This window comes from bacterium (genome assembly GCA_035528375.1).
Classification (GTDB): Bacteria; RBG-13-66-14; RBG-13-66-14; order RBG-13-66-14; family RBG-13-66-14; genus RBG-13-66-14.
This window is the reverse complement of record DATKYS010000003.1, coordinates 1-12,051: the sequence shown is the minus strand read 5'-3', so window position 1 is coordinate 12,051 and position 12,051 is coordinate 1. Positions and strand designations below refer to the sequence as shown.

Here is a 12,051-nt window from a genome sequence, read left to right as displayed (position 1 = left end):
AGCGGGTGGAGATGAACAACACGAACCGCACGCCCACGCGCTCCGAGCTCATGGGCGTCTTCAACTCGCTGGTGCAGCCGGTGGTCGAGGACCTGCGTCTGGGCCTGGAGCCGCACATGCGCGCCGAAACCCGCTACGTCGTGCCGTGAGCCGTCGGGACGTCCCGATACGCCCCCCCCAACCGACCTCAAGCGGAGGACGGTCTTGAAGAACAAGCCTCCGTTCCTGCGTCTGGCTGTCCTGGCCGCGACGCTCAATCCGGGCGAAGGCGGGACGCAAGGAAGAAAAGAGCGGATGGTGAGCTAAATCGAACGAGGGTGATACCGAATTAATTGAACAGAGGAAGAGGTCATGCAGACGTACGCAAATCTTGGTGGGAACTCCAACGTAGTCGGGTACGAACTCGGCGCGGGGACCATCATCGTCTACTTCCGGGACGGGCATTCATATCTCTACACCGACGCCAGCGCCGGGCCCGACAACATCGCAGAGATGCACGCCCTGGCCGAGGCCGGGCGGGGTTTGAACGGCTTCATCAACAGATACGTGCGTAAGATGTATGACTCAAAGTGGTAGCGCTGATACGGTGTGCGAGGCCCGACCGGATGCCGTCGGTGTAATTGGCATAAGGGAAAAGAGAAGGAGGACCGTGCGACGTCCCTTGGTCTGCGCCATGTTAGTAGTCCTCGTTCTCACCGTGAGCGCGTCGGCCCAGTACGGCTACTTCGGCCGGAACAAGGTCCGCGACCGGGAGCTCGAGTGGCGGATTCTGTCCACGGAGCACTTCGACATCTACTTCTACCCCGACTCGGCCGAGATGGTGGGCGGGGTGGCGGAGATGGCCGAGGCCGCCTGGAAGAAGCTCTCGGGAGACCTGGGGTCCGAGCCGGTCCACCGCATCCCCTTCATCCTGTACGCCTCGGGGCGCGACTTCCGCCAGACCAACATCTACCTGGGGTTCCTCCCCGAGGGGGTGGGCGGCTTCTCCGAAGCCGGCCGCAACCGCGTCGTCATCCCCTTCCAGGGCTCCCAGCCCCGCATGTGGGACACCACCGTCCACGAGCTGACCCACGTCTTCAGCTTCTACAGCTTCTACCGCGACATGACCGGCGAGCTGTTGAACACCCAGGTGGGCTCCCCCGATTTCTGGTTCATGGAGGGCATCGCCGAGCACGAGGCGCGCGACTGGGACACCGACGGGCGCATGGTCCTGCGCGACGCCGTCCTCGGCGAGCACCTGGTCCCCCTCGAACAACTGCGCTACGGCGACTACATCCCGGGCTGGGCGCTCTACCTGACGTACAAGGAGGGCCAGAGCGCGTTGGACTTCTTCGTCGAGCACTACGGCGCGGCGAAGCTGCCCGAGCTCATGAACGCCATCGCCGCCGAGCCGGACCGCGACGTGTCCAAGGCCCTGGAGAAGGTCGCGGGGATTGACCTGCGCGAGTTCCACGAGGAGTGGACCCTGGACCTGAAGCGGCGGTACTGGGTGGAGCTGGTGGAGGGCCGCCGGCCCGAGGACATCGCCCGCCGCGTCACCGACATTGACGAGAACTACACCAGCTACGTCGGCCCGCGGTTCTCCCCGTCGGGTGAGCTCCTGGCCGTGATTAGTAACCTGGACTGGGGCGCCCACGTGTACCTCGTGGACACTGAAGAAGGCGAGGTCTTCGGGCGCCTGACCGACGCCGGCGACTACGACTACCTGACCGCCGGCGGCGCCACCCTGGACTTCTCGCCCTCCGGCGACACCGTGGCCGTCGTGGCCAAAGAGGAGGGCTGGCTCAACGTCTTCCTCGTGGACGCCGTCACCGGGCACACCTACAGGAAATTCTCCGACCTGGAGCTCGACGACATCACCGGAATCACCTTCGCCCCGGACTCCGCGTCGCTCTACCTCTCGGCGCAGAACCGCGGCCAGGCGGACCTCTACAACCTGCGCCTCGACGACGGGCACCTCGAAAGGCTCACCGACACCCCCCACGTCGAGCTCTACCCCTCCGCCTCGCCCGACGGAAAGACCCTCGCCTTCTGCCTCGAAGAGGAACAGGGCACCCACCTGGCCGAGCTGAACCTCGCCTCGGGGGAGGTCACCGTCCTGACCACCGGCGTCGCGGAGGACCGCTACCCGTGCTACCTGCCCGACGGGAGCGGGATGGTCTTCTCCTCGGACCGCGTCGGGCCCTCCAACATCTTCCTCCACGACACCGCGACCGGGGCCGTCACCCAGCTCACCGACTCCCTGCGGGACGTCTTCAACCCCGACGTCTCGGCCGACGGGCAGAAGCTCTCGTTCAACTCGTACAAGGACATGACCTACCAGGTGTACGTGATGCCGCTGGCGGACGCGCTGGGGCGGCCCTACGAGCCGACGCTGGCCGAGCTCGCCCCGGAGGACACGGGAATGCCGCCCATCCGCACCGGGTCCGAGATAGGCGACCTCTCCAAGCTGGGCGACCTCCACCCCTGGGAGTACGACCTGCAGATTGACTCGGGGGTCGTCACCGCCGAGTACACGACGGGCGGCCTCTTCCGCGCCCTGGGCCTCCTCGAGGGCTCCGACACCCTGGGAGACCACCGCCTCTTCGTCGAGTTCGGCCTGGGCAGCATCGCGGACCTGACGGACCTGGACCTGGACGTGGGCTACTACTGGCTGAAGTACCGGCCCATCTACGGCGGCCGCTTCTTCAACTGGAACCAGTACTACCTCATCCCCGACGGCTACCTGCGCGAGCGGGTCTCCGGCGGTCAGGTGAGCTTCTCCTACCCCCTCACCGAGACCCTGCGCGCCGAGGCCGCCGTCACCGGCTACGAGTGGTCCCACGAGTTCACCTTTTACGACGGCTCGACGTACAACGTCTACCAGAACATCATCGGTCCCGGCGTCTCCCTGATCTACGACGACACCGAGTGGAGCTACTGGCACCCCGTCTCCGGCGTCCGGGCCAAGCTCACCTACGACCGGCCCAGCTTCTTCCTCGGCTCCGACTGGGAGTTCAACGAGCTCTCCGCCGACCTGCGCGGTTACCTGCAATTCTTCAAGGACGCCGACGCCGGCTTCGCCCTGAGGCTCTACGGCCTCTGGACCTTCGACGGCGACCCCTACGAGCCGGTGTACTACCTGGGCGGGGCCTTCGATCTGCGCGGCTTCGGCTACTCGGAGTTCTCCGGCAACGACATCGCCCTTTGTAACCTCGAGCTCCGAATCCCCGTGATTGACCGCATAGACTTCGGCTTCCTGCCGGGGTTCATCATCGGCGACATCCGGGGGGTGGGGTTCATGGACGCGGGGCTGGCGTGGGACACCGGGGCGGACGTGAAGCTCTGGGACACCGACCCCGATCTCAGGTTTCGGGACTTGAAGGCGAGCATCGGGTTCGGGATACGCTGGGCGTCTCTGGGGATACCGATACGGCTGGACTGGGCCTTCCCGTGGGACGGCACGGACTTCCAGGACGCCGTCTTCCACTTCACCCTGGGGTATGAGTATTAAAAAAGCTTGACGAAAATCAAGCTAGAGGCTATACTACAAATGTAGGACGGGTCCGTCCTTAGCGGACGAACTACCTGTCCCTCTTAGGCCACCTCCGGGTGGCCTCATTTTCTAACCACACCAAAATCATCATATCTAGAAGCTTTAGTATTAAGTATATCACTTAATAAATAAAACGCCTTGTGTAACCCGTACTCTTTTATCCGTGTTGTGGGATTATCATGTCTCAACAACGAATATGCAATAAAATCTACTAATTGAATAAAATATGATGATGCAGAAGGTTTAAAGAAAGGATCCTCTAAAATCCTATCAATTGTTATATTTTTTGAACGCGATCCGTTCTGCCAGCTTCCATACATGCTTGGTATTTTATTGAATACATGCATCTTTCTGGCTATCTTGGTTATTTGTTTTTCTTTACCCTCATCAAAAATTAATAATGCATAATCATCAAGCTCAATGACTGCTCGATGAATCCTGTTAAACATTCTTTCAATTGCTTCATATTCAAGAACCCGACCTTCAATTGGTGTTAGAGAGACATTAATAACTGATAACCAGTCCATACTGTTCAGTAAAAGTAAAGAATTCTGATAAATGAATGACCTTTCATATTTTGTCACCATCCGATCACTAATAACACCCCTTCCTACAAGAAAATCTGTAGCGTGCAACTCTTTTCGTATAAAGATACCATAATCGATTTTAAGCCTGTGGCGAAATTCTTTTATCTGCCTAAATGTCTCTAGCCACGTGTATTCAGGTACACACAAGGCCGAGACAACAAACCTCTTTTGTAAGTGTGGTATTTTTTCCTCAGATTCATCTAGATACACAAAGATCACTTGAAACTCCATTAGTAGCTAACTTGATTACTGTATAATACGATACATGTCTAGATCAACCCAAATCGAGTGGACGAGGGCAAGCTGGAATCCGGTGACCGGGTGCACGCCGGTGAGCACTGGGTGCGACCACTGCTACGCCCGCCGCATGGCCCTCCGCCTCAAGGCCGCGGGGATGAAAAAGTACGCCCACGGCTTCGACGTGATTACCCACGAGCGGGAGCTCCAAACCCCCGTCAAATGGAAGAAACCCCGCGTCATCTTCACCTGCTCCATGGGCGACCTGTTCCACGAGAAGGTCCCGGTCGAGTTCATCGAGCGGGTGTTCGACGTGATGAAAAAAACCGACCGCCACGTGTACCAGGTGCTCACCAAGCGCCCCGAGCGGGCGTTGAAACTTGCCTCTAAACTTCCCTGGCCGGAGAACGTCTGGCTCGGCACGACGGTGGAGAACGCCGACTGCATTGGGCGGATAAACTTGCTCCGGCAGGTGTTGGATGCCAGACTCCGTTTTCTTTCGCTGGAGCCTCTCCTGGGGCCGCTGACCGACCTAGACCTGAACGGCATCGGCTGGGTCATCGTGGGCGGCGAATCCGGCCCCGGAGCGCGGGAAATGAAGAAGGAGTGGGCGCTCGAAGTGCGCGACATCTGCCTGAACGCGGACGTGCCCTTCTTTTTCAAGCAGTGGGGCGGCGTACAAAAAAAGAAAAAAGGCCGCCTCCTCGACGGCCGCCTCTACTCCGAAATGCCCGAAATCCTCACCAAAGGCTCACCCCAACTGGCCTTCGTCCCCTAGCTCACCCTATCCCCCTCCGATTCGATCAGCTCCCTCCGGCGGCGTCGGTACGCCACGATGGACCTGTCCGCCTGGACCAGATTCTCCCCGATGGCCACGTCAGTCCGCTTCGGAAGCTGGGTGACGACCACCCGGCGGTCCTGGTGGGCGATGCGGAGGTTGTAGCGGTTTCCGAGCCGGCAGACCAGACCACCCAGAAGCGGCAGCCTAGCGAACCCCTGATAGAATCGCAAGTACAACAGGGTCCGTTCGTCGTCCACCGGCACGAAGGCTATCATCACCCGCACCTTGTCGGAGATGCAGTTCTGCCAAAGGTTCGGGAAGATGAAGTAGATCATGACCGCGGCGGTTTCTTTTTGCAACTCCTCCGGCGGCCTGGGGAACCGTCCCTCGTCGCGCTCATTATGGACCCAGAGGCGCAGCACATCGTCGGTGAGCTCGTAAAGCGGTCCGTTGACCAGGGTTTTGCACCCGCGGCCTATGGTGTTGTAGTGCACGAAAGGGAGGTGGGCCACGTCGAGTTGGTTCTCTATGACGCGAGAGTAGTGGGTCTCCCAGGGATCCAGCGTGGTTGACCACCGGTAGTTCTCCTCGGGCAGGTTGTCGAACCAGGGCACCGGCGGCAGCTTCGCCTCGTCTCCGCACTCGCCCCACCAGCAGAAGACGAACCCGTGGGCCTCGCGGACGGGATAGGCGGTCACGCGGATGTTCTTCGGCACGTCGGCCACCCGTCCGTTAGAGGGCACCAGAACACCCCGGCCACCGGAGTCGTAGCGGATGCCGTGGAAGGAGCACTGGAGATGGTCGCCGGTCACCCTGCCGGCGCTCAACCGCACACCGCGGTGGGCGCACCGGTCCTTCAAGCATGAGAGTACGCCGTCCGTCGAACGCCAGAACACCAGGTCCTCGCCGAACCTCCTCACCGCGAGGAGCCGTCCGGGGTGGATCTCCCGGGACTCCAGCACGGCGTACCACATGTTCCGTATCACACCGGCACCTCCATCAAACGTTTTTTCGGCGCCTCATGCGGGAGAAGAAACGCTCCATGAGCTCGGCGCATTCACGTGTCAGGACGCCGGGGACGACCTCCAGCCGGTGGTTCAATTTCTCCGCCCCGGCGAGCTCCACGGCGGAGCCCAGGGCGCCGAACTTCGGCGAGGGTGCCCCGTACACCAACCGATCCACCCGCGCGGCGTAGCACGCCCCCAGGCACATGGCGCACGGCTCCAGGGTCACGTAAAGCGCGCAGCCCGAGAGCCGCCAGCGCCCCAGGTTCATCGAGGCCTGGCGCAGGGCCAGCATCTCCGCGTGGGCCGTGGCATCGGCCAGCCCCTCGACGCGGTTGCGCCCCCGGCCGACTATCTCGCCCGCGTGGACGACCACCGCGCCCACGGGCGCCTCGCCGGCCTTCATCGCCAGGCGGGCCTCCTCCAGGGCCATCCCCATCCATTCAAGATCGGTCGGCATAATAATCGGCGTCGTAGGTCGGAAACCCCCGTTCAGCGGCAATCCGGTTTAAGAAACGGCGCCAGTCCCGGGTGAAGGTTTCCAGGGTGGCGTGCCGGAGAATCCACTCCCGGGGGTGGTACTCGCGACGGCGCTCCCAGGCCTCCCGAATCGCGTCGGCCACGGCGGGAAGGTCGGTCGGGGGAAGCCCGGGATCAATAACCCGCGCGTGACGACGGCAACCCCCGTCATCGGCCGCGAAAACACCCACGGAGGTGACCACGGCGGGTAGATCGGTCGCCATCGCTTCGAGCATGGCGTAGCTGTTGCCCTCCTTGGCGGCTATGTGGAGGAAGAGGTCCCCCCGGCGCCAGCCTTCGGCCTCATCCTCCGGGCGGCCGCTCTTGACGCCCAGGAACCGGAAATCGAACTCCGGCAGCAACTCGGCCAGGAGCGGTATCAGCTTCTCCCGCTTGACCCGATCCGCCGCGGCGTGAATTACCACCGGTTTTTTGCCCACAGGCTCGCGGCGCATCGGCGGGTGAAAGAGCTCGGTGTCCACCCCGTGGCGGATCACGGTGACGGGCCGCTTTATCCCCATGAAGTCGGTCAGCTCCCAGGCCACGTGGTCGGCGCAGGCAACGACGGCGAGCCTCGGATTTTTCCAGGCGGCGGCCTGAATCCTCACCTCGGCGCGATTCCTCAACCGCTCGTAGGGAAGACCCTCCAGGACGTGGTAACGCCAGGCCCAGGTGCCGTGCATCAGGCTGATCAGGGCGTATGCGGAGGACTCCGCGGAGAGCGCTCCCAGGTATCCGCCGTCCACCACCACCAGCGCTCCGTCGAGTCGGCGGGAACGTACCAGGTTGCGGCCGAGCTGCTCGAACAACCGGGGCCGGTCGGCGGCGGGGGCGTAGACCCGTGCCCCGAGGCAGCGGTGAAGGTGCCAGGCGAATTTCTCGACCCCGCCGAGATGGCCCTGGCAGCGGGAGTTCCTGCTGTAGTGAAAAAGCGGCATCGGACGATTATAGCACGGGGGAGAAAGACACCTCACCCCGAATGGGCTCGCCCTGAGAGCCGACCCACGGGCGATTCACGCTTTATTCTCCAAAATCCATTGACAGCCCCGGTGGGTCGGGACTATATTACCCGGCGAAAGTGTGGCCGGCAACGTTTAACGAAAGAGATTCAATGATTTCCCGGGATACCAAGCTCCGCGGCGCTCTGCCGATTGCCGTCAGCGGCGCTCCGTGCGCCTTCTGGGCGGCCATGGTTCGGCGGACCGCGCCCAGCGGAGTTCTTTTCAACACCCGGAGTGTATCCCGGCGGCGAAGTGGGCCTACGTAATATTCAGGCCCTGAATAAAGGCAACCGTCGCCGGGAATTCCGGCGGCGGTTTTTTTCAACCTCGGAGCGGCCCCAGACGGGGAGTTAAGCGGAGGAGCGGGCGATGCGGATACGGCGGTTCGAATCGGGCGACCTTCCGGGGACGGTGGACCTGCACAACCGGGTCTACCCGTATTGGCCGATAGACGAGGAATGCGTCCGGTGGAAGCGGCGGGGCCAAAGTGTGCTGGATTACCGCGAGACCTTCGTCGCGGAGGTCTCGGGCCGCCTCATCGCTCATCTGGAGCTTACCTCCCGCCGCGAGCACTTTCTCCAGCCGGGCCTGTTCCTGCTGGAGATGGCTATCGAAAAGGCACACCGCGACGGCGTGGTCCGCGAACGGCTGTGGGAAATCGTCGCCGCCCGTCTGTCGCTGCTGCGCTGGGCCAAGCTCGATATCGGCTGCGACGAGGACGACGGGACCACGTTCGAGTGGCTGGAAAATCTCGGCTTCCGGCTCGAAAGCCGGGACTGCACCTGGCGGCTGGAGCTGAAGGGTTACCGGAATCCCGACGACCGGGACGAGGTGCTGGCGCGGGTGCTATCGGCGGGCTACACGCTGGAGAACTTCGCCGTGCTGGAGGACCCGACGAAGCTCCGGCGGCTGTGGGCGCTGCACGAGGCGGTCGCAAGCGACTACCCCGGCCCCAACACCTACCGCCGGCAGCCCTTCGATGCCTGGGAGCGGAAACGTACCGACAGCCCCGCCGTGCGGAAGGATGCGGCGCTCGTCGCCCGGCGGGGGGACGAGTTCGTGGGGATGACCGAGTTGGGATTCCGGGCGGGATCCGCGGGACCGGCGTACGTCGTCACCACGGGCGTGCTGCGGGAGCACCGCGGCCGGGGATTGGCCACGGCGCTGAAGTATCTCTCGGCGGAGTGGGCGCGGGACGAGGGCGTGCCGGCGCTCCTGACCGGCAACCACTTCGGGAACGAGCCGATCCTCTCCATCAACCGTCGGATGGGCTTCCAAGCGCAGCCGGACTGGCTCTGCTGGACGCTCTCCAACCCGGAGGCAACGGCCGGCGGCGGTTTTTTTCAGCTTAAAAAACCTACCCACGAGGGACGACCATGAAGATCAGACGATTCCAGGAAGCGGACCTCCCCCGGCGCCTGGAGATAGCCAACGCCTGCTTTCCCGACTGGCCGGTGAGCCTGGAGAGCGCGAGCTACCAACGCCGGACGCTGCGCAACGACTCGTACCTGCTGGAGTTCGTCGCCCTGGATGACGGGGTGATGACGGGCTACGCCAATCTCAAGTCCGAGGAGCGCCACGTCGTCGAGCCCGGCACCTTCGGTCTGGAAGCGGCGGTCCATCCGGGGCACCGGGGCAGGGGTCACGGCCGGACGCTCCTCGACCTCCTGCTCGGTCACCTGGCTTACCTGGACTGGCGCCAGGTTCTGGCCGGTTGCCAGGACGACGGGGGCCCGGCGCGGGGGATGCTCCAGCGGCGCGGATTCGTCCACGAAATGACCGACGTCTGCTCCCGGCTGGACCTCGTGCATTACTCGCCGCCCGCCGACCACGACGCGGCCCTGGCGCGGTTCCGCGAACGGGGCTACCGGATGGCGACCTACGGCGATCTGGACGACCCCGACAAAGAGGAAAAACTCTGGGCGCTCTACGAGGAGATCGAGCACGACATGCCCGGCACCGTCGAGCACAAAAAGGCCGACCTGGCGGAGTGGCGGGAGAAGATGGCCTCGCCGGTCCGCCGGATAGAAGAAATTTTACTCGCCCTCGACGGGGACGCGCTCGTCGGCCTCACCGAGCTCATCTACCCCGCGGGCCCCGAGGACCATGCCATCATCGAGTCCACCGGCACCCGGGCGACCCACCGCGGACGCGGCGTCGCCACCGCCCTCAAGTACGCCTGCGTGGACCGGGCGAAAGAGAACGGTGTGCCGAGAATCAACACCGGCAACGAGCGGAACAACGAGGCCATCCTGAAAATCAACCGCCGGCTGGGGTTCGAGCCGATTCCGCCCTGGCTGGGCTTCACGAAAAGAAGGGGGGTGTCCGATGAGCCCGCCCGAGAATAATCCACCGGCCTCGAAGGTCCCGGCGGACCGGGAGCCCCGAGGAGGAGACATGAACGAAAGTGACGGACGCGCCCTGTGGTGCCGGGGCCTTTCCAAGACCTTCCGCAAGCGGGAGAAGGGCAGGCGGACCGAGGTCCGGGCCCTGGTCGGGGTCAGCCTCGAGATAGCCCGCGGCGGCATCTACGGCATCATCGGCCCCAACGGCTCCGGCAAGAGCACCCTCGTGCGGCTGCTCTCCACCCTCTTGCTGCCCGACGAGGGCGAGATGCGCATCTTCGGCTACGACGTCGTCGCCGAGGCGCCGCAGGTAAGGCGGATGATCAACCGCGTCTCCGTGGACGCGGCCTTCTTCAAGAAGCTCTCGCCGTGGGAGAACCTGGTATACGCCGCGCGGCTCTACGGCGGTGAGCGGACCAAGGCCCGGGAGGAGGCCCTGCGCATCCTCGAGGTCCTGGACTTCCCCGCGGGGAAGTTCTACTCGCCGATGCAGGAGCTCTCCCGGGGCCAGCAGCAGAAGGTGGCCATCGCGCGGGCGATTCTGACCTCGCCGGTGCTCCTTCTTTTGGACGAGCCGACCACGGGGCTGGACCCCAAGTCCAAGCTCCAGGTGCAGGCCTTCATCCGGCGCCTGCGCCGCGACCACGACGCCACGATTCTTTTGACCTCCCACGACATGGAGGAGGTCGAGCGCATCTGCGACGAGATAGCGATCATGGACCGGGGCGAGATACTGGTCTGCGATAACGCCCGCGGCCTCCAGCAGCGCTACCGCGCCAACGGCAAGCTGCCCTCCCTGGAGGAGGTCTTCATCCGGGTGACGGGTCACGGCTGGGAGCCGGAGGTCGAGGAGGCCCGGGCCCTGGAAAAAAAGCAGACCGAGGAAGAACCGGCGGACTCAGGCGACGGGGCCTAGAAAATGCGACCCGTCGCCCCTGCGCCATAACCAAAGAGAGGAGGTCCCCGTGGCCCGGAAAGAAACCATCCAGAAGGGCAAGAATCGGCCGCTCGCCAGCTTCGCCCGCGAGGCCAAGGCCTCCTACGCCTTCGTCGAGCGCAACTTCCACCTGGTCAAGCGCTACATGGGCTGGGAGATAGTGTTCCTGGCGTACACCATCGTGAACACGCTGACCATCGGGCTCATCGCCGTGGGGGCCGGGGACCCGCAGCGCGTGCTGTACCTGGTCATCGGCGCGCTGTTGTGGGGCTACCTCTCGGTGCTCTTCGAGGTGGTGAGTGAGGACGTGGCCTGGGAGCGGTGGGAGGGCACCATCGAGTACACCTTCATGGCGCCGATCAGCCGGCTGACGCGGTTGGGCGGCACATGCTCCTTCGCCGCCCTGTACGGCATACTGCGCACGGCCATCGTGCTGGGCATCGTGGCGCTCTTCTTCGACCTGTCGCTGGGACAGGCGAACATCGGCGCGTTCCTGGTGGTGCTGGCGGCCTCGAGCTTCGCCTTCATGGGGCTCGGGATCATCGCCGCGGTGCTGCCGCTGATATCGCCGGAGCGCGGGGCCCAGGCCACCCACATCATCCAGGCCCTGATTCTGCTGATCTCGGGGGTGTACTACGAGGTGGACGTGCTGCCGAGCTGGCTCCAGACGCTCTCCTACGCGAGCCCCGCAACGTACACCCTGCGGGCCTGCCGCGCGGCGCTTCTGCACGGGGCGTCGGTGGGGGACGTCCTGCCCGAGATTCTGATTCTGCTGGGGATGGGCGTGGTGCTTATCCCGCTTGGGTTGTGGATTTTCGGCCTGGCCGAGAGATACGCGAAGAAGACGGGAAAATTAAAGCGTAGCGGGTAACGGCCTTTTCGGGCCGACCATGCCGATGCGATGATGTAGGGGCCGACCGACGGCGCGCCGTTCAGGTCGGCCCGATTTTCAATAAGGAAGCCCTCACCCTTAATCCCTCTCCCACGGGGAGAGGGAAACCGCAGGCCGCCGATTTCACGTTCTTTGCCCCGACCCTCACCCCCACCCTCTCCCTGAGAGGGAGAGGGGGCCACTTCACCCCCCCCTGCGTTGCGATGATGTAGG

The 12,051-nt window shown here is 63.6% G+C and carries 11 protein-coding genes; 7 read left to right on the top strand and 4 right to left on the bottom strand.

All coding sequences use genetic code 11. From position 1 onward, the window contains the following. Window positions 1-351: 351 nt before the first annotated feature. Together VM054_00215 and VM054_00210 are read left to right on the top strand one after the other, a co-directional pair. Window positions 352-576 carry a hypothetical protein gene (locus VM054_00215; GenBank protein HUT97480.1) on the top strand — a complete coding sequence of 75 codons (225 nt, stop codon included), beginning with the start codon at window positions 352-354 and terminating at the stop codon, window positions 574-576. Between the two features lie 73 nt (window positions 577-649). Beyond that, window positions 650-3,493, top strand: coding sequence for a BamA/TamA family outer membrane protein (locus tag VM054_00210; protein ID HUT97479.1), 2,844 nt, complete (start codon window positions 650-652; stop codon window positions 3,491-3,493). A 104-nt stretch (window positions 3,494-3,597) separates the two neighbouring features. Here VM054_00210 and VM054_00205 read toward each other — a convergent pair whose 3' ends face one another. Continuing rightward, window positions 3,598-4,332, bottom strand: a complete 735-nt coding sequence (locus VM054_00205) for a DUF3800 domain-containing protein (protein HUT97478.1) — start codon at window positions 4,330-4,332, stop codon at window positions 3,598-3,600. A 55-nt stretch (window positions 4,333-4,387) separates the two neighbouring features. On the opposite strand from VM054_00205, the gene VM054_00200 reads away from it, so the two are divergent. Further along, window positions 4,388-5,137, top strand: a complete 750-nt coding sequence (locus tag VM054_00200) for a phage Gp37/Gp68 family protein (protein ID HUT97477.1) — start codon at window positions 4,388-4,390, stop codon at window positions 5,135-5,137. Here the strand turns inward: VM054_00200 and VM054_00195 are convergent. From VM054_00195 to VM054_00185, 3 genes are read right to left on the bottom strand one after another with little or no spacing between them, the layout of a single operon-like run. Continuing rightward, window positions 5,134-6,126: an aromatic ring-hydroxylating dioxygenase subunit alpha gene (locus VM054_00195; protein ID HUT97476.1), complete on the bottom strand. Its 993-nt coding sequence runs from the start codon at window positions 6,124-6,126 to the stop codon at window positions 5,134-5,136. The genes VM054_00200 and VM054_00195 overlap by 4 nt on opposite strands. Window positions 6,127-6,139: 13 nt before the next feature. Continuing rightward, window positions 6,140-6,604, bottom strand: coding sequence for a tRNA adenosine(34) deaminase TadA (gene tadA / locus VM054_00190; protein ID HUT97475.1), 465 nt, complete (start codon window positions 6,602-6,604; stop codon window positions 6,140-6,142). After that, the gene (locus tag VM054_00185; GenBank protein HUT97474.1) at window positions 6,588-7,601 is read right to left on the bottom strand and encodes a hypothetical protein; all 1,014 of its coding nucleotides are present in this window, start codon (window positions 7,599-7,601) and stop codon (window positions 6,588-6,590) included. The genes tadA and VM054_00185 overlap by 17 nt, the downstream gene beginning before the upstream one ends. A 432-nt stretch (window positions 7,602-8,033) precedes the next feature. Here VM054_00185 and VM054_00180 point away from each other — a divergent pair, with 432 nt between their 5' ends. From VM054_00180 to VM054_00165, 4 genes are read left to right on the top strand one after another with little or no spacing between them, the layout of a single operon-like run. Then, window positions 8,034-9,044 (top strand): GNAT family N-acetyltransferase, encoded by a 1,011-nt coding sequence (locus VM054_00180; protein ID HUT97473.1) that lies wholly within the window; start codon window positions 8,034-8,036, stop codon window positions 9,042-9,044. Then, window positions 9,041-10,012, top strand: a complete 972-nt coding sequence (locus VM054_00175; protein ID HUT97472.1) for a GNAT family N-acetyltransferase — start codon at window positions 9,041-9,043, stop codon at window positions 10,010-10,012. The genes VM054_00180 and VM054_00175 overlap by 4 nt, the downstream gene beginning before the upstream one ends. A 49-nt stretch (window positions 10,013-10,061) precedes the next feature. Continuing rightward, window positions 10,062-10,925, top strand: a complete 864-nt coding sequence (locus VM054_00170) for an ABC transporter ATP-binding protein (GenBank protein HUT97471.1) — start codon at window positions 10,062-10,064, stop codon at window positions 10,923-10,925. 49 nt (window positions 10,926-10,974) lie between these two features. Beyond that, window positions 10,975-11,817, top strand: coding sequence for an ABC transporter permease (locus tag VM054_00165; protein HUT97470.1), 843 nt, complete (start codon window positions 10,975-10,977; stop codon window positions 11,815-11,817). Window positions 11,818-12,051 lie beyond the last annotated feature (234 nt).

Excerpts from the sequence above, each read along its gene's own strand:
- VM054_00185 (HUT97474.1), bottom strand. The coding sequence starts at position 7,601 with ATGCCGCTTTTTCACTACAGCAGGAACTCCCGCTGCCAGGGCCATCTC.
- VM054_00180 (HUT97473.1), top strand. The coding sequence starts at position 8,034 with ATGCGGATACGGCGGTTCGAATCGGGCGACCTTCCGGGGACGGTGGAC.
- VM054_00170 (HUT97471.1), top strand. The coding sequence starts at position 10,062 with ATGAACGAAAGTGACGGACGCGCCCTGTGGTGCCGGGGCCTTTCCAAG.
- VM054_00175 (HUT97472.1), top strand. The coding sequence starts at position 9,041 with ATGAAGATCAGACGATTCCAGGAAGCGGACCTCCCCCGGCGCCTGGAG.
- tadA (HUT97475.1), bottom strand. The coding sequence starts at position 6,604 with ATGCCGACCGATCTTGAATGGATGGGGATGGCCCTGGAGGAGGCCCGC.
- VM054_00215 (HUT97480.1), top strand. The coding sequence starts at position 352 with ATGCAGACGTACGCAAATCTTGGTGGGAACTCCAACGTAGTCGGGTAC.
- VM054_00200 (HUT97477.1), top strand. The coding sequence starts at position 4,388 with ATGTCTAGATCAACCCAAATCGAGTGGACGAGGGCAAGCTGGAATCCG.